Origin of the sequence: Longimicrobium sp., assembly GCF_048594345.1 — a bacterium.
GTDB lineage: Bacteria > Gemmatimonadota > Gemmatimonadetes > Longimicrobiales > Longimicrobiaceae > Longimicrobium.
On the sequence record NZ_JBMDXM010000221.1, the window covers coordinates 18,456 to 36,650 of the forward strand.

18 protein-coding genes are annotated in these 18,195 nt (G+C 69.3%); 6 read left to right on the forward strand and 12 right to left on the reverse strand.

The window, feature by feature from the left end:
• Positions 1 to 150: 150 nt before the first annotated feature.
• Positions 151 to 702 (reverse strand): GAF domain-containing protein, encoded by a 552-nt coding sequence (locus ACOJUJ_RS23360; protein ID WP_420129330.1) that lies wholly within the window; start codon positions 700 to 702, stop codon positions 151 to 153.
• On the reverse strand, positions 699 to 1,001 hold the full coding sequence (locus ACOJUJ_RS23365) for a hypothetical protein (RefSeq protein ID WP_420129331.1): 303 nt from the start codon (positions 999 to 1,001) through the stop codon (positions 699 to 701). The genes ACOJUJ_RS23360 and ACOJUJ_RS23365 overlap by 4 nt, the downstream gene beginning before the upstream one ends.
• A gap of 144 nt (positions 1,002 to 1,145) precedes the next feature.
• On the opposite strand from ACOJUJ_RS23365, the gene ACOJUJ_RS23370 reads away from it, so the two are divergent.
• From ACOJUJ_RS23370 to ACOJUJ_RS23380, 3 genes are read left to right on the forward strand one after another with little or no spacing between them, the layout of a single operon-like run.
• The gene (locus ACOJUJ_RS23370) at positions 1,146 to 2,600 is read left to right on the forward strand and encodes an NAD(P)/FAD-dependent oxidoreductase (RefSeq protein WP_420129332.1); all 1,455 of its coding nucleotides are present in this window, start codon (positions 1,146 to 1,148) and stop codon (positions 2,598 to 2,600) included.
• A complete protein-coding gene (locus ACOJUJ_RS23375) occupies positions 2,597 to 3,499 on the forward strand; it encodes an alpha/beta hydrolase (protein ID WP_420129333.1) in 903 nt (300 codons plus the stop codon). The genes ACOJUJ_RS23370 and ACOJUJ_RS23375 overlap by 4 nt, the downstream gene beginning before the upstream one ends.
• Complete coding sequence (locus tag ACOJUJ_RS23380) at positions 3,496 to 4,491, forward strand: amidohydrolase family protein (protein WP_420129334.1); 996 nt, start codon at positions 3,496 to 3,498, stop codon at positions 4,489 to 4,491. Before ACOJUJ_RS23375 ends, ACOJUJ_RS23380 begins: the two co-directional genes overlap by 4 nt.
• 266 nt (positions 4,492 to 4,757) lie before the next feature.
• On the opposite strand, the gene ltrA is transcribed toward ACOJUJ_RS23380, so the two are convergent.
• Positions 4,758 to 6,119: a group II intron reverse transcriptase/maturase gene (gene ltrA / locus ACOJUJ_RS23385; protein WP_420129335.1), complete on the reverse strand. Its 1,362-nt coding sequence runs from the start codon at positions 6,117 to 6,119 to the stop codon at positions 4,758 to 4,760.
• Positions 6,120 to 6,867: 748 nt separating this feature from the next.
• Here ltrA and ACOJUJ_RS23390 point away from each other — a divergent pair.
• The 3 genes from ACOJUJ_RS23390 to ACOJUJ_RS23400 all read left to right on the forward strand — a co-directional run bounded on the left by ACOJUJ_RS23390 (position 6,868) and on the right by ACOJUJ_RS23400 (position 9,415).
• Positions 6,868 to 7,980 (forward strand): PAS domain-containing protein, encoded by a 1,113-nt coding sequence (locus tag ACOJUJ_RS23390; RefSeq protein ID WP_420129336.1) that lies wholly within the window; start codon positions 6,868 to 6,870, stop codon positions 7,978 to 7,980.
• Between the two features lie 48 nt (positions 7,981 to 8,028).
• The gene (locus ACOJUJ_RS23395) at positions 8,029 to 8,850 is read left to right on the forward strand and encodes a hypothetical protein (protein WP_420129337.1); all 822 of its coding nucleotides are present in this window, start codon (positions 8,029 to 8,031) and stop codon (positions 8,848 to 8,850) included.
• A gap of 79 nt (positions 8,851 to 8,929) precedes the next feature.
• On the forward strand, positions 8,930 to 9,415 hold the full coding sequence (locus ACOJUJ_RS23400) for a hypothetical protein (RefSeq protein WP_420129338.1): 486 nt from the start codon (positions 8,930 to 8,932) through the stop codon (positions 9,413 to 9,415).
• Positions 9,416 to 9,500: 85 nt separating this feature from the next.
• Here ACOJUJ_RS23400 and ACOJUJ_RS23405 read toward each other — a convergent pair whose 3' ends face one another.
• From ACOJUJ_RS23405 to ACOJUJ_RS23445, 9 genes are all read right to left on the reverse strand, one after another.
• On the reverse strand, positions 9,501 to 9,908 hold the full coding sequence (locus tag ACOJUJ_RS23405) for an ExbD/TolR family protein (protein ID WP_420129339.1): 408 nt from the start codon (positions 9,906 to 9,908) through the stop codon (positions 9,501 to 9,503).
• Between the two features lie 52 nt (positions 9,909 to 9,960).
• Positions 9,961 to 10,371, reverse strand: coding sequence for an ExbD/TolR family protein (locus ACOJUJ_RS23410; RefSeq protein ID WP_420129340.1), 411 nt, complete (start codon positions 10,369 to 10,371; stop codon positions 9,961 to 9,963).
• 696 nt (positions 10,372 to 11,067) lie between these two features.
• A complete protein-coding gene (locus ACOJUJ_RS23415; RefSeq protein WP_420129341.1) occupies positions 11,068 to 11,523 on the reverse strand; it encodes an ExbD/TolR family protein in 456 nt (151 codons plus the stop codon).
• A gap of 72 nt (positions 11,524 to 11,595) precedes the next feature.
• Positions 11,596 to 12,087 carry an ExbD/TolR family protein gene (locus tag ACOJUJ_RS23420; RefSeq protein WP_420129342.1) on the reverse strand — a complete coding sequence of 164 codons (492 nt, stop codon included), beginning with the start codon at positions 12,085 to 12,087 and terminating at the stop codon, positions 11,596 to 11,598.
• 2 nt (positions 12,088 to 12,089) lie between these two features.
• A complete protein-coding gene (locus ACOJUJ_RS23425; RefSeq protein ID WP_420129343.1) occupies positions 12,090 to 12,785 on the reverse strand; it encodes a MotA/TolQ/ExbB proton channel family protein in 696 nt (231 codons plus the stop codon).
• A 165-nt stretch (positions 12,786 to 12,950) separates the two neighbouring features.
• A complete protein-coding gene (locus ACOJUJ_RS23430) occupies positions 12,951 to 13,724 on the reverse strand; it encodes an energy transducer TonB (RefSeq protein WP_420129344.1) in 774 nt (257 codons plus the stop codon).
• A 465-nt stretch (positions 13,725 to 14,189) separates the two neighbouring features.
• On the reverse strand, positions 14,190 to 15,596 hold the full coding sequence (locus tag ACOJUJ_RS23435; RefSeq protein ID WP_420129345.1) for an HD-GYP domain-containing protein: 1,407 nt from the start codon (positions 15,594 to 15,596) through the stop codon (positions 14,190 to 14,192).
• 345 nt (positions 15,597 to 15,941) lie between these two features.
• Entirely contained in the window at positions 15,942 to 16,913 is a 972-nt protein-coding gene (locus ACOJUJ_RS23440) for an MBL fold metallo-hydrolase (RefSeq protein ID WP_420129346.1), read from the reverse strand.
• A gap of 161 nt (positions 16,914 to 17,074) precedes the next feature.
• Positions 17,075 to 17,626 (reverse strand): putative glycolipid-binding domain-containing protein, encoded by a 552-nt coding sequence (locus ACOJUJ_RS23445; RefSeq protein ID WP_420129347.1) that lies wholly within the window; start codon positions 17,624 to 17,626, stop codon positions 17,075 to 17,077.
• Between the last annotated feature and the right edge of the window lie 569 nt (positions 17,627 to 18,195).

An 18,195-nucleotide genomic window follows, 5' to 3' on the forward strand; every position in this document is an offset into this window, starting at 1 on the left:
GTAAGCCGAACGATCGTCCTGCGTCCCAGAGTGGAGAAGGCGATCGACCGCGCTGCCGAATGGTCCGAGAATCCCAACCACGTGCATCTCGGGCGTTTGGGGATGCGGTTGACGCGGCGCTGGAACGGGTGTCCATCAATCGCCGCGGTTTCAACCGCCCGGGTGAGAGGCCGGCTCCGACACACCACCGCCGCCGTTACTCCCCCGCCGCGCCTCGATGCGCGCGATCGCCTTCCTCGCCAGCCCGCGCAGCACGTCCATCTCCGCCTCGGTGAACGAGCGCGGCTCGTTGCCGATCACGCACAGCGTGCCCAGCGTGTGGCCGGTGGACGTCACCAGCGGGATCCCCGCGTAGCACGCCAGGTTGTCGAAGCGCACCAGCGGGTTGTCCTTCGTCACCGGGTGCGTGGTGGCGTCTTCCACCACGAACGGCTCGCCGCTCTGCACCGCGTTGGCGCAGAACGACCACTCCACCGGCGTGCCGTGCGCCTCCGCCATCCACCCCGTAAGCCCGTGCTGCGCCGCAAAGTACTGCGCCTCGCCCATCACCACGCTCACCAGCGCGGTGGGCAGGTTAAGCGCGGCCGCGGCCTCGTCGACCGTCTGCTGCAGCACGGCGTCCACCTCGGGCGCGGTAAGCCCCAGCGCCGCGATCTCCGCCAGGCGCGCGGGATCGCGCAGCACGTCGCCGCCGTCGGTCATCGTCCCTCTCCCTGCAGCTGCCGCGTTTTTTCCAGCAGCCGGTACGTCCGCAGCCGGATCACCAGCGAGTTCCCGATCACACCCGCCACCCCTTCCTGCCTGGCCAGCGCCTGCGCCGCGCGCTCCAGCTCGTCCAGCCCCAGCTTGCCGCTGCGCACGCCGGCTTCCTGGCAGGTGCGCACCCACAGGGACACCGCGCGGTCGGGTCCCAGGGCGCGTGCCAGAAAGGTGATGGCGTCCTGCTCGGTGGGCGCGGCGAGCGCGTATCCGGGAACGGTGTTGGGCGTGGGCGTGGCCATGGCTCCGGGTGTCTGGTCTGGGGGAGCGAGTCTACGCCCGCGTTCCCTTCGCGTCAACCGCCGGCCGCACCCGTTTCGCGCCTGACGCTGCCGCGGTATCGTTCTCGCCAGCGGGTTGCGCAACACGCGACAGGACGGTGGACGATGAGCGATACGGCGATCCTCAGGGTGCCGCACGTGGTGGTGGTGGGCGGCGGCTTTGGCGGGCTGTGGGCGGCGCGGGCGCTGCGCCGGGTAAACGTGAGCGTTACGGTGCTGGACCGGCGCAACCACCACGTCTTTCAGCCGCTTCTTTACCAGGTGGCCACCGCGGCCCTTTCGCCGGCGGATGTCAGCGGGCCCATCCGCAGCATCCTGCGCAAGCAGAGCGCGACGGAGGTGCGGATGTCCGAGGTCACCGGCGTCGACCTGTCCCGGCGCGAGGTGGTGCTGGCCGACGGGCAGCATCTGGCCTACGACTACCTGATCGTGGCCACCGGCGCCACGCACGCCTACTTCGGCCACCCGGAGTGGGAGCCGCTGGCGCCCGGCCTCAAGACGATCGAAGACGCCACACACATCCGCCGCCGCTTTTTGCTGGCCTTCGAGGCCGCCGAGCAGGAGGAAGATCCCGACGAGCAGCGCGCCCTGCTCACCTTCGTCGTCATCGGGGCGGGGCCCACCGGGGTGGAGATGGCGGGTGCCTTCGCCGAGATCGCGCACCACTCGCTGGTCAAGGACTTTCGCCGCATCGCCCCGCAGACGGCGCGGGTGATTTTGCTGGAAGGCGGACCTCGCGTGCTGGCCGCGTACGACGAGGACCTGTCCGCCTACGCCAGGCGGGCGCTGGAGCGGGTGGGCGTGGAGGTGCGGACGGATTCCATCGTCACCGGCATCGAGCCCGAGGCCGTGTACGTGGGCGAGGAAAAGATCCGCACCCGCAACGTGGTCTGGGCGGCCGGCGTCACCGCGTCGCCGCTGGGCAAAGCGCTGGGCGCGGAGACGGACCGCGTGGGACGGGTGATGGTGAACCCGGATCTGTCCGTCCCCGGCCATCCCGAGGTCTTCGTCGTGGGCGACCTGGCAAACCTGGCGGGGCCGGACGGCAAGCCGCTCCCCGGCGTGGCGCAGGTGGCCATGCAGGGCGGCGAGCACGCGGCCAGGATCATCGGCCGCACGCTCCGGGGCGAGCCCAGGACGCCGTTCCGCTACCGCGACAAGGGGAGCATGGCCACCATCGGCCGGCGCGCCGCGGTGCTGCAGGGGATGGGGATGAAGATGAAGGGGTGGTTCGCGTGGATGGCGTGGCTGCTCATCCACATCCTCTTCCTGATCGGCTTCCGCAACCGGCTGGTGGTGCTGATGCAGTGGGCGTGGAGCTACCTTACCTGGCAGCGCGGCGCCCGCCTGATCACCGGCGAGGTGGGGGCCGACCTGGCCCCCCCCGGCAAGCCGCTGGGCACGCCGGAGAACGCGGAGGTGCCGCCGTCGGAGGGCGACCCCATGTCGCGCGACGTGCACCGCGCCCACGCGCAGGGGCAGACGGTGCCCTCCGACCGCGAAGGGACCGGCTGGGACGTGGCGGACGCGCACCAGGCCCGCGGCGGCCCGCCGGTGTGACGCGCGGGTACGGCGAGCGGCTGTCCGCGTGGGCCGGGCGCCTGGGCGCACGCGCGGAGGACGAGCGCTACCCGCGGCCGGAAGCGGGCGGCGAGGTGTGCGCCGTCCGCCTGCTCCCGGCGGATGCGCCGTGCGCTCGCGTCCTGGTGGCGCATGGCGCGGGGAACGACGCCGTGTATCCGCTGCTGGAGCTGTTTCGCGCACTCCTTTGCGCCGGTTGTGAGGTGTTTTCGTTCGACGTGGACGGGCACGGCTGCGGCAGCACCACCACGTTCGCGTCCGGTACCGTGCGTACGGCCGTCGCCGCGGCGGCGGATGCGGCGGAGCGGGAGCGGCCGGCGCTGCCGCTGCACGTGATCGGTCACAGCCTGGGCGGGTCGCTGGTGCTGGACGCGCTGGCGTCCGGCACGCTGGACCGCACCGTCTCCGTCGCGATCCTCTCCGCGCCGGTGGACGTGCGCATCGGGGCGCGGACGGCGGTGGCGGAGGTGCGCGGCTTCTTCAGCCGCGCCACGCTCACGCAGCGCGAGCACTACGGCCTGTGGGGTCTGGTCCCCGCCTTTGGCCCGGTAAAGCGCGCGGCGTACCCCTTTCGCCGCGTAGACGCGGACGGGCGCGCGTGGAGCTACGTGGCCGCCGTCCAGCGCCTGCTGGGGGAGATGGATCTGGAGGATCGTGTATCCGCCATCCGCATCCCCACGCTGCTGGTCTACAGCCACGCCGACGCCATTGTCCCCCACGCGCAGGGGGAGCGGATCGTCGCGCGGATGGAGCCCGGGGCCGGACACTTGCGCTCCCTGCGCACCGCGACGCATTACAGCCTGCCGTTCGACGCCGCGGCCGTAAACGCCGTGCTGGGCTGGATACGGGAGCCGCGCCCCGCCATGGAGACTGCTTGACGCCAAAGATCGACTGCCACGTGCACCTGGCCGGCCAGGGGACGGACGAGTCCGGGTGCTGGGTCTCGCCCGCGTTCACCCGGCGGATGACGTACAAGCTGCTGCGGCTGCGTCACCGGCCGTCCGACGCCGCCCACGCGGACGCGGAGTGGGCCGCGCAGATCGCGCAGCGGGTGCGCGGCAGTGAGCTGGACTACGCGGTGGCGCTGGGCTTTGACGGCGTGTACGACCGCGCCGGCGCGCTGGACCCGGTGCGGTCGCAGATGATCGTCCCCGCGTCGTGGGTGTTCGAGGTCTGCCGCCGCCACCCGGAACTGCTCCCCGGCCCCTCGGTGAACCCGCACCGGCGCGACGCGCTGGACGCGCTGGAGGCGTGCATCGAGGGCGGCGCCACGCTCATCAAGTGGCTTCCCGCCACGCAGGACATCGATCCGGGCGACCGGTCGCTGGGCCCGTTCTACCGGCGGCTGGCGGAGACCGGCATCCCCGTCCTGGTGCACTCCGGCGGCAGCGAGAACACCTTCGCCGAAGTCTCACCCGACCTCAAGGACCTGCGCCGCATCCTGTTTCCGCTGGAAGAGGGGGTGCGGATCATCGTCGCCCACACCGGCGCGCCAGTCACGTACGCGCGCGACCCCGACCAGGTGCCCATGCTGCGGCGGATGATGGAGCGCTTTCCGCACCTGTGGGTGGACAACTCCGGCATCAGCAACCCGTCCCGCTTTCCGCACCTTCCCCGCTTTGCCCGTGACGCGCAGCTGGTGGAGCGCACCCTTCACGGCAGCGACTTTCCGGTGCCATCCAACTCGTTCTACTACCGGCGGCAGCTGGGCGCGCGCGGGGTGATGGCGCTGGAGCGCATCCGCAACCGCATGCAGCGCGACCTCGAGATCAAACGCGCCCTCGGCTACCCCGACGAGGTGCTGACCCGCGCGCCGGAAGTCCTCGCCAACCTGGACCGGTGGATCCCCAGCGCCGCCGTCGCGGATTGATTCGCCCTGCGCGCGGATTGCGAGCGGTTCGATTGCGGCGGCACACCTTCCGTGACCGGCTGTTCCCCGCACGTGTGCAAGCGCGAGCCTGATAACATTTCTCGCAGTTCGTTGTGCAATCAGAGGGAAAGACGGAAAAACATCACGGTAGAGTAGACCCCAGGGCAGTACCCTGGGGCCCCTCATCGAACCGGACATGCAGATTTCCCGCATCCGGCTCACCCGATGGATTCACCTGTTGGCTATCGGAGAGTTGCGCGCGCGGCCTACAACAGTTCCAAGCCCAATCGCTTGGTCAGGAAACCGTAGTAGGTCATACCCGCCGGTGGTCGGCAGGCGCGCTGGCTCCTACGTTTGAGGTGCCGGGTCAACCGCCCGACCACGAACGCGTTCACCTTTCGATGAGCACGGCGCGGGTGCCCGTAGCTGAAATACGCTCCCCAGCCACGAAGCTCCTGATTCATCTGCTGAACCAGTTCCGGCAGAGGCACGAAGCACCGCTTCGGCCCGGTCGCCTCCCGCACGCATTCTTTGCGGTGCGCCACCGCCTTGTCAGAAGGAACGGCTGTGAGATACCGAAACCTCCTTCCATGACGATCCCAGTCGTACCGGAACGTGTAGCCCACAAAATCCAGGCTGGCGCCGCTCGTCTGGGTCACGCTCACCACCCGGGTCTTGCTCCGGTTGATCGTCAGGCCAAGCCATCCTTCCACGGTTCGCTCCACCCAGCCCGTGATCTGCGGCCCTACGTACCGCGCCATGATGACGAAGTCGTCGGCGTAGCGGACCAGACGGGCTTTCGCCCACGTTCCCGGCCCTTCGGGGCGGTGGAATCTCGTATCGAACCAGTGCAGGTACAGGTTGGCCAGCAGCGGCGAGATAACCCCGCCCTGCGGCGTCCCCTGCTTCGGTCGGCTTACCTTCCGCCGGCCGTCCTCGTCGCGATCCTCCACAGGTGCATCCAGCCACATGCGGAGCAGGGCGAGGACCGAACGGTCCGCCACCCGCCGCTCGACCGCCTTCATCAGCTTGTCGTGCGGGATCGTGTCGAAGTAGGCTTGCAAATCCGCGTCGTAGACTGCCGTGTACCCCGCGCGCAGATTGTCCTTGATCTGCACCAGCGCGTCCTTTGCGTTGCGTCTGGGACGGTAGCCGTGCGAGCACTCCAGGAAATCCGCTTCGAAGATGGGCTCCAGGATCAGCTTTGCTGCCGTTTGCGCCACCCGGTCGCGAACCGTCGGAATGCCCAGCGGCCTCAACCTTCCGTCCAGCTTGGGGATGTACACGCGCTGCACCGCCTGAGGACGGTACGTCTTTGCCTTCAGCGACTGGTGCAGTTCCGCCACCAGCGCATCCGGCCCCCCAGGTGAGTTCTCGATCTGTTCGATCGTGAGCCCGTCCACCCCTGGACCGCCGTCGTTACCGGCAACCAGGGCCCAGGCCGCCTCAAGCACATCTTGCCTGTAGATCCGGTCGTACAGTGCGTAAAACCGGAACTTCGGCTCTCGCTTCGCCTTCAGGTACAGCTTCTGTCTCAGCGTGAAGAGCTTCAGGGGCAGGCCCTGCCGGTTGACCGCAAAGGCCTCCGGCAGTTCCTCCCCGTCTCCCGTAGTGGCGTCATGACGCAAGCGGTCTCTCCTCGTTTCTGACTCCGCATCCCACCGGCGGAGGCCCTTCGCTCCACGGGAGTTACCCCGCTTCCCCGCTACTATGGCCCCCTCCGCCGCCCGGCCGTGCAGCGCCGACTGGTTATGGATTCCCAGCCGCGCCTTGGGGCACGACCCCGCACGCCGGGCGCTTCTCAGGTTCCTCGACCCCTCTCTCGGTACGCGCTGTCCCCTACCACCCCGGAGAGCCCGACGGGTGCACATGCCTGTGGCTTCCCCGCCAGTGCTGGCTTCACCCTCTCCGAAGGGCTGGCCGCTCTCATCTTGGCGTTTCGAGGCTGAACCGGGTTCGCTTTCGCTATGGCTCGCACCGTGCGCCTCGCAGGGCTTCAGCGCTCCGGTTGCCCGGCTACACCGCCTGCTCGGCTACATGTGTCACAGGCATTTCACATGGTGAACTCCTTTCAGTTCACAAGAGAGGTCAGGCTTCGCCTGACGCACCGGAGGCGCGGAGGAACTGATGAGGCGCGGAGGCGTTTTGGGCGTTTCCTCCGCGCCTCTTCTGTTTTCTCTGCGCCTCCGCGTGAAAATCGTTCCCCTCAGTGCACATCGAAATCCGGGAGATGGTATGATGCACTTCCCTCCACCGGGTGGGCAAACGCGGCGGGCGGGTCTTCGCCCGGGGGGCAGGGTTGCCGGGGGAGCGGCGCCGGGGCAGGTTAGGACCATCAGGAATGACGCGGGCAAAGAGGTCCATCCGGGGAGACCGATGATCGAGGCGCTGCTGGAGCACGTGTCGGACGGCATTCTGGTGCTGGATGAAGAGTGGCGGGTGGTGGAGATGAACCGGCGCGCCGAGCTGCTGCTGCGCCGTCGCCGCGCCGACGTAGTGGGAACCCTTGTGTGGGACGCGGTGCCCGACGCCACCGACACCCGCTTTCAGTCCGAGGTGAAGCGCGTGGCGCAAACGCGGCTGGCCGCCGTCTTCAAGTTCTTCTACCCCTCGCTGTACGCGTGGCACAACGTGCGGGTGGTGCCCACGGGCGATCGCATCCTGCTCTTTCTTTCAGACATTACCGAGGTCGCGCGCAAGCAGCAGACGGACGCGGTGCGCGAAGCCGTGCGCGAGCTGGTGCGCCAGGCGCCGCTGGCCATTTCGGTGGTGCGCGGCCCCGACCACCGCTTTGAAGTGGTGAACGAGATGGCCCGGCGCCTGTTGAACGGGCGCGAGCTGGAGGGCCTTACCGCGCGCGCGGCGCTCCCCGAACTTCAGGGGCAGGGCCTGTTCGAGCTGCTGGACGAGGTGTACCGCACCGGCCAGCCCTTCGAGGGGCGTGAGATGCAGGTGCGCTACGACCCCACGGGTGAAGGCGACATGGTGACCGGCGTGTTCAACGCCATCTACCAGCCGCTCTTCGAGGTGGACGGACGCGTGTCGGGCGTGCTGAGCCTGAGCGTGGACGTGACGGACCTTGTGGCCGAGCGCAACCGGCTGGCCAACGCCTCGCGCGAGACGGCCGCCGTGCTGGACCAGATCGCCGAGGGCGTGATCGTCACCGACGCGGACGGGCGCATCCGCGTCGTCAACGAGGCGGCCAGAGAGATGCACGGCGCGGCGGTGCTGGACGTGCCGCCCGACCAGTACGGCCAGGTTTACAACCTGCTTACCGAGGACGGGCGCCCGTACCCTCCGCGGGAGCTTCCCCTGGCGCGCGCGGTGCTGGCCGGCGAAACGGTCACCGGCGCCCGATGGCGCATCCGGCGCCCCGACGGCAGCCAGGTGCTGGTGGAAGGGAGCGCCCGCCCGGTGCTGGGCAGCGACGGAACCAGGGTGGCCGCGGTGCTCACGTTCCGCGCGGTCGGGCCCGTGGGCGCCTGCTGAGCCCCGCCTCCGCAGCCGATCTCCCATCATTCCGAAGCACCTGCCACGATGCGCTTTCGCTCCGTCGCCCTCGCCACGTGCGCCGCGTTGGCCTGCGCACCCGCCGCGCGCGCGCAGCTGCGGCCGCTGGAGCCGTTGGAGTGGCGAATGTTCGATGCGGGGCGCACGGTGTCGGCGCAGGTGGGGGCGGGGTGGATGCGGGACCAGCGCGCCTCGCTGGCGGGGACGGAGGGCACGCTGGTGGAGGCGGGCAACTTCCGCGCGTTCTGGCGGACGGGGCGCGTGGTGCTGGAAGCGGGCGGCACCGTGCAGCGCATCTTCGACGAGGCGTCGCGCTTCGCACCCGCGGAGCCGGAGGTGCGGGCGGATGACGACGGGACGCGCCGCGACGCCGGCGACTACCGCGTCCTCACGGCCGTGCGGCTGACGAACGAGGGCGCGCCGGTGGCCGCCGCCCTGCGCTTCGGCGCGCGCCTGCCCACCACGGACAACACCGTGGGGCTGGACCGCGACGCCACCGACTTCTTCGCCACGCTCGCCGGGCGGGCGGTGCGTGGGCGCGTCGCCGTACAGGGGGAGGCGGGGATCGGCATCTTCGGTACGCGCGAGCAGCGGTTCGAGCAGGACGACCTGCTGGTCTACACGCTGCGCGCGGAGCTCGCGGCCGCCGGCCTCCAGCCGATGCTCACGATCGTGGGCCAGCAGGTGGGGACGGGGCACAGCGAGATCCGCGGCAACGAATCGCTGGGCGAGGTGCGGCTGGGGGTGCGCGCGGGTGGACGGCGCTGGCTGCTGGCGGAGGTGGTAAAGGGGTACACGGACTTCAGCCCAGGACTGGGCGTCCTGGTCTCCGCCGGGATGGACTGGTAGAAACGCCTGTCGCAACCCGGCCCACCCGCGCGTTCTCCCACCGAGCCTTCCTCCGCACCCGAGACTGCACACCAAGCCCATGAAACGCGCGCTGCTCCCCGCCCTGCTGGCCCTCCTTGCCTTCTCCGCCGGCTGTGACAAGGAACCCACCGCCCCCGTGGACCAGGGAACGTTCGCTGCCACCCTGGACGGCGCCGCCTGGGTGGGAGACGCCGAGTCGGACGTCGCGCGCGACACCTTCGCGATCTACTCACGGCGGCGGACCGCCGGCGCGGATGAGCAGTGGCTGACCATCCGTGCCGTGGAAACCTCACCCGGCGTATTCACCGTGGTGACGACGGCGACGTCGGGCGATCCGAGCCACTACTCGGAGACGGTGGGAGGCGACGTGCTGACCTACCGCGCCGTGGCGACCGCCGGCACCATCACTTTTCAGGAGCTCGACCGCGTCCGCGGCGTCATGCGCGGCACCGTGTCGCTTACCCTTCAGGGCCCGCGCGGCACCTCGCGCCTGGAGGAGGGCACCTTCGAGGCAGGCCCGTGGCGGCGTACGAACCAGCGGTAGGCGATCGGCCGCCGATGCAGATGCGTCGAAGGGCGCAGCACGGTTCTACGCGCTGCCCCTTCGAGTTCATCCCGCATCGCCGCGGTCAGCTGCGCGGCACCAGCCCCACCACCTGCACCCCCGCCAGGCGGCTCGCGTCCACCGCGGCGATCACCTCGCCGTACGGAAGCGATTCAGCGCCGCGGACGAACAGCACCTTCCGCGTGCGATCCGCGAACACCGCCCCCAGCTCCTGCGCCAGCCGCTCGCGCGCCACGGGCTGGCGGTTCAGCCGGTAGTCGCCGCCGGGCGCAAGCTCCAGCACCAGGTTGGCGGTCTGTGCGATCTGGGTCTGTCCGTCCGGCGGCGGCGGCACCTGCACGCTCAGCCCGCGCTGCAGCCCCTGCTGCACCACCATGAAGATGATCAGCAGCACCAGCAGCACGTCGATCATGGGCGTCATGTTGATCTCGCCGATGCTGCCGCCCCTGCGCCCGCCCGTCGTCATCGCCATCGCCGCCTCCTCGCTGAGTTGGTGAATCGCAGTTCCCCGTCCATCCGCCCCGTCAGTTCCGCCGCGCCTGCTCCGTGATCACCCCCAGCCGCCGCACTCCGGCGTCCCGCGCCGCGTCCACCGCCGTAAGCACCGTGGCGTAGGGCACGCCGTGGTGGGCCTTGAGGTAGAGCACGTGGTCGCCGTCCCGCGCCGAATACGCGGCCGCCAGCCGCGCCGGCAGCTCCGGCGGCGCCACCCGCGCCCGGTCCAGCCAGTACGCCCCCTGGTTGTCGATCGCCAGCGTCACGCGGTCTTCAACGGCGGGCGCGGCGGTGCGGGTACGTGGCAGCTGCGCCGTGTAGGGAAGCGAGACGGTGACGACCATGAAGATGATGAGCAGCACCAGCATCACGTCCACCATGGGCGTGACGTTGATGGACGACGCGAGCTCGTCGCGCGTGTGGCCGGGAGGGTTCTGCATCCGTGCCTCCGTCCGTGTGAGGGTGTGGAGATGGAACGGATGGACAGGGCGGGATTCTGACGGGTGCTACGGAACATGTCCGCCGACGAGAGTCGTCTCGTAGAAGGCGCCGCTCCGCAATCTGCTGATACACAACACTTTGGCGCCGACTGAAGGACCTTGCCCGCAGAAGCAGGAGCCTTGAACGGCTCCCGAGGGCTGGGTCTCGCGCGACCCGACAAAGATCCTTCGGTCGCGCGCAAGCTTTGGTGGCTATGATGGCTCAGGCGTGCGCTCCCTCAGGATGACAGTGTGCTTCTTGAGGAACAACTGAGGTTTCCAACACCCTCTCAGGATGACAGTGTGCTTCTGGGGAACAACGGAGGTGTCTCAACACCCTCTCATCCTCATCCTCATACTGAATCCGGAAAGACAACATCGGAAGGTACAGAGGGACCGAGCGCAGCTAGAGGAACAGAGGTGATCCGCATTCCGTCCTCTGTTCCTCTGGCTGTTGTCTGTTCCTCTGTACCCTGACCTCTGTTTCCCATAGTCCGACTGCCGAAGTTGGGGAGAGGTCGGGTGAGGGGCCGCCGGCGGACGAAATTCGATTACTTTGGACCACGCGAGGTTCAGCCCTCCCAGAAGCAAGAAAACCGGCGGCCCCCGTGAGGGACCGCCGGCTTCCGGCGAGCGTATCGAATCCGAGATCCGGCGTTACGGCGCCGCCGCGGGGGTTACCGTGGCCGGCCCCTGCTCGGGGCGCGGCACCAGGCCCACCAGCGTGATGTCGGCCGCGCGGCTGGCGTCGACGGCGCGAACCACCTCGCCGTACGACAGGTTCTCCGCGCCCTTCACAAAGATCACCTTGCGCGCGCGCGGCGCAAAGGTCTCGCGCAGGAAGTTCTCCAGATTGGCCGACTGCACTTCCTGCTTGTTCACGAAGTACTTGGGCCCGGGCTCCACCTCGAGCACGATCTGCTGATCGTCGGGCGGCTTCTGGGCCAGCTCTTCCTTTTCCTTGGGCGGCGGGACCTGAACGCTCAGACCACGCTGCAGCCCCTGCTGCACCACCATGAAGATGATGAGCAGCACGAGCAGCACGTCGATCATGGGCGTCATGTTGATCTCGTTCATGGCGCCGCCCTTGCTTCCGCCAACTCCCATCGACATGGGATCAATCCCTCCAGATCGGTTGTCGGTGCCCGCCCCGCCGCGCGCACGCCGCGGGACGGGCAAAGGGCTTCATTCTTCCTTGGTGACGACCCGCGCGCCCTTGGGCAGCTCGGTGATGGTGCCGATGCGGCGCACCCCGGCGTTGCGGGCGGCGTCGATGGCACTGAGCACCACGGAGTACTCGATGTTGTTGTCGGCCTTCAGGTAGAGCGTGTGGTCATCGGGGTTGCCCTTGGCCACGTATGCTTCCTTGAGCCGCGCCTCCAGCTGGTTGAGCGGGATGGGTCCCGGGTTGGGGACGTCCTCGATCCAGTAGGCGCCGTCCTTGTCCACCCCCAGCGTGACCCGCTCGTCCTTCTCCGGCGCCGACATCTTGGCCTTGGGCAGCTTGGCCTCGTACGCCAGCGCGGGGGTCACCACCATGAAGATGATGAGGAGCACCAGCATCACGTCGATCATGGGCGTGACGTTGATGTCGGCGTTCACGTCCGAATCCACCCCGGCCACCTTCGGGAGAATGGATCCGCCGAAGGAGGCGCCTCCGCCAAAGCCTCCTGCCATGGTCAGCCTCCGTAGTTGGCGGTACCGGCGCCGATGTCGCGGCGGGCCTGGCGCGTCATCATCCAGTCGATCATCTCACGGCCGGCGTAGGCCAGCTCCGAGAACAGCGTGTCCAGACGCGCCGTGAAGTAGTTGTACAGCCACACCGCCGGGATGGCCGCCACCAGGCCGATGGCCGTGGCGATCAGCGCCTCGGCGATACCGCCCGACACGGCCTCGAGGCCGCCGCCCTGCTCGGCCATGCCCATGAACGAGTTCACGATGCCCAGCGTGGTGCCCAGCAGCCCCACGAACGGCGCGGTGGCGCCGATGGTGGCCAGAATGCCCAGTCCCTGCTTGAGCTCGTTGGCCAGCAGGATCTGCTCGCGCTCTACGGAGCGCTCGCAGCTCACGATGGCGGCGCCGGCGGCGCGCGGATCGTTCAGCAGCGGCGCAACCTCGCGCAGGGCCTCGCCCAGCACGCGGGCCACGTGGCTCTTGGGGTACTGGTCGGCCAGGGCCAGCGCCTCGGGGATGTTCTCGGCCTCGAGCGCACTGGAGAACTGCGGCGCGAACTGCTTGGTGTCCCGGGACATGCGGCGGAAGATGAGCCACTTCCAGATCGCCACCGTGAGCGAGGCGATGCTCATGAGGATGAGGAAGATCACGATCCCCCGGTTGATCATCCCCGTATCTTCCCAGATCTTTGCGAAATCCATTTCTGCGTTCTCCTCAGCGCGCCTGCGCCATCCGATTGGTGTTGTCCTCGCTGTTCCGGCGTGGCCCCGTCCGCGCCGGTCTTCCATACGTCGTGTCTGCCTGAACCGCCGGGGTGCGCCGCGCGGCTCCCGTCCGCGCGGCCACCGTCGTACTGCCTCCCCGCCTTAGCGGGACACCGTCCACTGGATCGGCTGCTCCACCCACACCTTTACCGGGCGCCCGTTCACCTTGGCCGGGCGGAACCGCAGCGCCCGCACGGCGCGCGAGGTGGGGTCGTTGAACTGCTCGTGCGTGGAGCTGGTGATCTGAATGCTCTCGGCATCCACGCGGCCGTCCTCGAGCACGCGGAACCGCACCTGCACCGTGCCCGTGACGCCCGCGTCACGCAGCAGCGGCGGGTAGTTGCGGGCCAGCTGGCGCTGGAAGTCGGCGCCGTTGGTGGGCCGCGGCAGCTCTTCCACCGCCGACAGCTCGTACGTGCCCTCGTCGGCCGGGGCCTCGCGCTCCACCGTGCTCTGCGCCACGCCGCTTTCGACGCCCTTGGCCACGCCGCCCTCGGGGCCCTGGCCGCTGAAGTCCTCCTCGTTCACCGCCTGCTCGTTCGCGCTGGGCGGCGCGATCGTCGGGGGCGGCTCTTCGGGGGGAAGCAGCGTCTGGGTGCCCTTGATCACCGGGGGCGGAGCTTCGGGCTCCGGCTCGGGCGGCGGCGGCTCCGGCTCCTTGGGCTTCTCCGGCTCCGGCTCCTTGGGCTTCTCTTCTTCCACCTCGACGAAGTCCACCAGCTCCTCGCTCTTCTGGCGGCGCTGCTCGGCCGATACGCCGGCCGCGAGCAGACCACCTACGAGGACAAGGTGGAGGATCCCCGAGATGACCATGTTTTTCGGCGACCAGAAGCCCGTGTTCTTGCGGCCCTCCGATGCCACCAGCTTGTTGAACATGCCCTTCCTCCGCGTGGATCAAGACGGTTGCGCCCCCGGCGGACGCGGCAGGGGAACTTCGCGCTCCGGAGTGCCTAACGCACGGCCCGCTCCGATTCTGACCGGTTAGCGAACGTTAGATCGAAACTCCGCCACACGCCCCGAAATGCGCATGACGGAGGAAAAGCGATCGTTGCGTACCGCGGCCGAAACGCGAGCCCTCTCTGGCAGGGTTCGCGTTAAGGTGCAGTACATGATACGCGCTGTCAAGGCGCACCGGGCACACGTGCGTGCACGGGCTGGAACGGCTGTTTCCCGCCAGGGGCTCGGTACCCCCGCGTGGCTTTCGCGTTCCGCGCAAAATGCACCTCCGCTTCAACTTAGGGCTGATACACACCCCTTCCGCCTAACCCTGCATGCATAATCCGTACACTGGCTGGCCACGGCTGGCCGGGACGCAATGAGCGGTCCACCTGCACGCACCTATTACGACTTCACAAATTCCTCTTGCCGGGGCTCCATCCCCAGTTCCGGACGCGCGTCCAGCGCCTCCTCCAGCGCGGCGAAGCTTTCCGGGCACAGCGCGGGGCCCGCGTCGCCGCGCATGATCTGCAGCACGCGCTCACGGGGCATGGCGCCGCGGTACGGCCGCTCGGCGGACAATGCGTCGCAGACGTCGGCCACGGCCAGCACCCGCGCGGCGAGGGGAAGGGTGCCCGCGGGGATGCCGCGGTGGTATCCCCGCCCGTCCATCCGCTCGTGGTGCGAGGCCGCCGTCTCGGCCAGCGCGCGCAGCGGCGCCACGCGCGCCAGGATGCGGTAGCTGTACTCCGGGTGCCGGCGCACGGAGACAAACTCCTCTTCCGTCAGTTTTCCCGGCTTATCCAGGATGCGGTTGCTCACGCCCAGCTTGCCCACGTCGTGCAACAGGGCGGCGCGGCGCAGGTCGCGTAACGTTTCGGCATCGAAACCCAGAACCTGCCCCACGGCCTCGGCGTACATGGCCACGCCCTCGGAGTGGCGGTAGGTGTAGGGCGACTTGGCGTCGATCACGCGGGCGAAGGCGTGCGCGATGCGGTCCAGCCGTTCGCCGTCGGCCACCAGCACGCGGTCGGCGGGTTCCAGCAGGGCGGCCTGGGCGCGGCAGTCGCCGGCCAGCCCGGCCCAGAAGGCGCCGTCCGCGCGCAGCCCTCGCAGCGCGCGCACCAGCTCCGGATCGAACCAGCGCCCGGAGCGGTCTTTCGCGACCGCGAAGGCGGTCTCCACGCCGCGCGTGGAGTGAAAGATCTCCACGGTCTGCGCCAGGCAGGCGATGCGCGCCAGCAGCGGGATCTCATCGCCCCGCAGCCCCGCGGGGATGCCGCGGCCGTCCCAGTGCTCGTCCAGGGCGCGGATGGCGGCGGCGGTATCGTCCGACATCTCCAGCATGCGGGCGATCTCGGCGCCGCGCTCGCAGCGGGTGCGCACCAGCTCCGTCCCGGGCGCTTCCTGCCTGGTGAACCCGGCGACCTGCTGCGCCTTGGTCCGCAGCGATGCGCCGGGGCGGACGTTGCGCACCACGTGGACGATGGATTGCCAGCGGCTGGACCAGTCCACGGTCTTCCACGTCCGTTTGACCACCTGGTCGTCCGCGCCGAACAGCTCGCAGGTGGCGGCGGAGTTGCTGGAGCACCCCGCGTCCTTGAGCAGCAGCGCGTAGAACAGCGACGACCGCGACTCGGCGTCCAGCCCCAGCTCCCGCCCAATGCGCATGCCGATCAGGCAGGTGCGCACCGCGTGCCCTTCCGGCTGCCCCTCCGTAAGGTCCAGCGCGTACGACAGCGCGGAGATCACTTCCGACAGGCGGACGCGGTCGTCGGCTGGGGCGGGCGGGGTGGAGGGGTCGGGGAGCATAAGGAACGGGTGGATGATGGATGCCGATGATCGGGGTTCGCGGCGCGCCGCGAGCGCCCCTCCGCTCGCTTGGGCTCGCACCTCCCCCCAAAAAACCCTGGGGGTGGTTGGGCTGCCGAGGGATCACGGCTCGGCGAAGGGGGATACGCTGGCGCTTGACGGTGCCCCTCCCCCGGCCCCTCCCCGTTCGTTCCTCACGGAGAGGGGAGAAATTCGATCCCGTTCGCGCACGCGTGGTGTGTAGGCCTCGATCACCCCGCCCCCGCAGTTTGGGGGAGGAGTCGCCAGCCGTCGCGAGGAACGAGCGGCGGGGGAGAGGGCCCGCCGCGACGCGGACGCGGCCTGTCAGGCGCGGGGGACGCGGGGGCGGGCCTGGCGCAGCAGGCCGGCGGCCATCATGTCGTACGGGATGGACTGGGCGTAGCGGCGCACCAGGTCCGCATCGTCCGCGGCGGCCAGCAGCTCGGCGTCGGCACGGGTGCGCAGAAGCGCGGTGAGCACGGCGGGGTCGGCGTTGGCGGGCTCGGCGGCCCAGCGCGTCCAGGCCGTCAGGCGCGCGGCAAGGTCGTCCAGGTGCCACGCGGCGTCCTCGACGCCGCCAAAGTGGGTGGGGAGCAGCATTCGCGGCTCCAGCGCGCGCAGCCGGTCGATGCTGGCCATCCACGCGGGCGTATCCACCTCCGGCGGCGGGGTGGGCGGACGCACGTGCCGCGCGCCCGCCAGCCGGATGCCTCCCACGTCGCCGGTGAACACCAGGCCGGCGTCGGGATCGTGAAAGGCAAAGTGGTGGATGGCGTGCCCCGAGGTTTCCAGCGCCAGCAGCGACCGCCCCCCCACGCGCACCGCCTCGCCGTCCTCCGGCGTGTGGATGCGCGCGGCGGGGACGGGGAGCATGGTGCCCCACATCGCATCCATCCGGTCGCCGTACAGTCGCCCGGCGCTGGCCAGCAGCCGCGACGGATCCTCCAGGTGCGGCGCGCCCAGCGGATGCACGTGAATGGTGGCGTTCGGCGCGATGCGGGCGAGCTGGCCGGCGCCGGCGGCGTGGTCCAGGTGGATGTGCGTCAGCAGGATGTGCGACAGGTCCGCCGGATCGTAGCCCGCGGCGCGAATGCCGGCCAGCAGCGCGTCCAGCGTGGACGCGGGACCCGCCTCGATCAGCGCCAGCTCGCCGCCGTCCTCGACCAGATACGACGCGATGAACCCCGGCCCGCCCCAGCCGTGGTCGATGCGCGTGACTCCCGGCGCCTCCTGATGGATCATCCCCTCCGCCATCCACGTCCCCCGTTCGTTGGTCGATGCTTTGTGCAGGGACAATGTAACCGTGGGTGGGCGGGGTTCGCGATGGGGCTGGTGGATCGGTGTTGGCTGCGATCGAACTGCGGCCGCGGGGTGCCCCTCCCCCGGCCCCTCCCCGTTCGTTCCTCACGGAGAGGGGAGAACTTCAGGACGCTTCGGATGGAATCGAGCGGCGCAGGCTACTCCTCCATCGCCCACAGGCTGGGGTAGCTGCGCACAAAGCCGGATTCCGCGATCTCGAGCATGGCCTCGTACGGCCCCTGGGGCGACTCGTACCAGAAGGTATAGGGCGTGCGCTTCTCGTAGCGCTGGGGCAGGGCGACGAGCGTGGAATCGGGCACGTCCATCCACGCCACCGGGAACTCGGCGGCGTCACCCACCTTGAGGCCGGCACGGTGCAGCTGCAGGTAGTTGGTGGCGGGCGTGAATCCGAAATCCACGTCCAGGCACTGCTCCAGGCCGCCCACCGCCTCTCCGTTACGCTGCCATTCCCCGGCCTCGCTTCGCGACACGTCCACGTCGCAGCGCCGGTCGCCCACCCAGCCGGTGACGCGCGCACGGCGGGTGGTCCAGTCCGGGGCGCAATCCACCCAGTACTGGATACGAGCCGGGCCAAGCTCGTGCCCGAACACCGCAGTGCCTTCCAGACGCCAGCCATCCGCCGTGCGGCTTACGCGCGCCGCGTCATGGCCCGGAGTATCGAGCCGCCGCCACAATGCCGATTTCGTCATCTTAGTGAATCGAGATAGTGGATCAAGTGGAGTCCGCGGTACAGTCCCGTACCTGCAGGGTGCCCGCGTCGGCAAGGGGTGTACCCGCTGCAACGGTCGCAGGGGAAATCCCGCGGTGGCGGGGAGAGTTCGGAGCAGGTGAAGCCCCGTCCGGGGATGCCGGGACGGGGCTTCAAGGCTGCGGATGGGCCACTCAGGCGGTGTTGCTAAACCTCCGCGGCGGACCAGTCGTCCTGAGAGGATGTTGAAACAGTCATCCTGAGGGAGGCGCCGCTCCGCAATCTGCTGATACACAATGCTTTGGCGCCGACCGAATGACCTTGGCCGCGGAACCAGGAGCCTTGAACGGCTCCCGGAGGCTGAGTCTCGCGCGACCCGACAAAGATCCTTCGGTCGCGCGCAAACTCATGTGGCCAAGATGGTTCGGTCGTGCGCTCCCCAGACTGTGTCAGAACTCGCGTGGATCGTGTAAGTTGTCAGCGAGCACAGGCCAGTCTCGGGGAGCGCGCGTGGCATACAAAGCGGGTGTAGACCGGAAGCAGCAGATGCTGTTTCCGGAAACGGTGGAC

Bases quoted from the DNA above. Each gene is read 5' to 3' on its own strand.
- ACOJUJ_RS23360 (WP_420129330.1), bottom strand. From the start codon at position 702: ATGACCGACGGCGGCGACGTGCTGCGCGATCCCGCGCGCCTGGCGGAG.
- ACOJUJ_RS23365 (WP_420129331.1), bottom strand. From the start codon at position 1,001: ATGGCCACGCCCACGCCCAACACCGTTCCCGGATACGCGCTCGCCGCG.
- ACOJUJ_RS23370 (WP_420129332.1), top strand. From the start codon at position 1,146: ATGAGCGATACGGCGATCCTCAGGGTGCCGCACGTGGTGGTGGTGGGC.
- ACOJUJ_RS23390 (WP_420129336.1), top strand. From the start codon at position 6,868: ATGATCGAGGCGCTGCTGGAGCACGTGTCGGACGGCATTCTGGTGCTG.
- ACOJUJ_RS23395 (WP_420129337.1), top strand. From the start codon at position 8,029: ATGCGCTTTCGCTCCGTCGCCCTCGCCACGTGCGCCGCGTTGGCCTGC.
- ACOJUJ_RS23400 (WP_420129338.1), top strand. From the start codon at position 8,930: ATGAAACGCGCGCTGCTCCCCGCCCTGCTGGCCCTCCTTGCCTTCTCC.
- ACOJUJ_RS23405 (WP_420129339.1), bottom strand. From the start codon at position 9,908: ATGGCGATGACGACGGGCGGGCGCAGGGGCGGCAGCATCGGCGAGATC.
- ACOJUJ_RS23410 (WP_420129340.1), bottom strand. From the start codon at position 10,371: ATGCAGAACCCTCCCGGCCACACGCGCGACGAGCTCGCGTCGTCCATC.
- ACOJUJ_RS23415 (WP_420129341.1), bottom strand. From the start codon at position 11,523: ATGTCGATGGGAGTTGGCGGAAGCAAGGGCGGCGCCATGAACGAGATC.
- ACOJUJ_RS23420 (WP_420129342.1), bottom strand. From the start codon at position 12,087: ATGGCAGGAGGCTTTGGCGGAGGCGCCTCCTTCGGCGGATCCATTCTC.
- ACOJUJ_RS23425 (WP_420129343.1), bottom strand. From the start codon at position 12,785: ATGGATTTCGCAAAGATCTGGGAAGATACGGGGATGATCAACCGGGGG.
- ACOJUJ_RS23430 (WP_420129344.1), bottom strand. From the start codon at position 13,724: ATGTTCAACAAGCTGGTGGCATCGGAGGGCCGCAAGAACACGGGCTTC.
- ACOJUJ_RS23435 (WP_420129345.1), bottom strand. From the start codon at position 15,596: ATGCTCCCCGACCCCTCCACCCCGCCCGCCCCAGCCGACGACCGCGTC.
- ACOJUJ_RS23445 (WP_420129347.1), bottom strand. From the start codon at position 17,626: ATGACGAAATCGGCATTGTGGCGGCGGCTCGATACTCCGGGCCATGAC.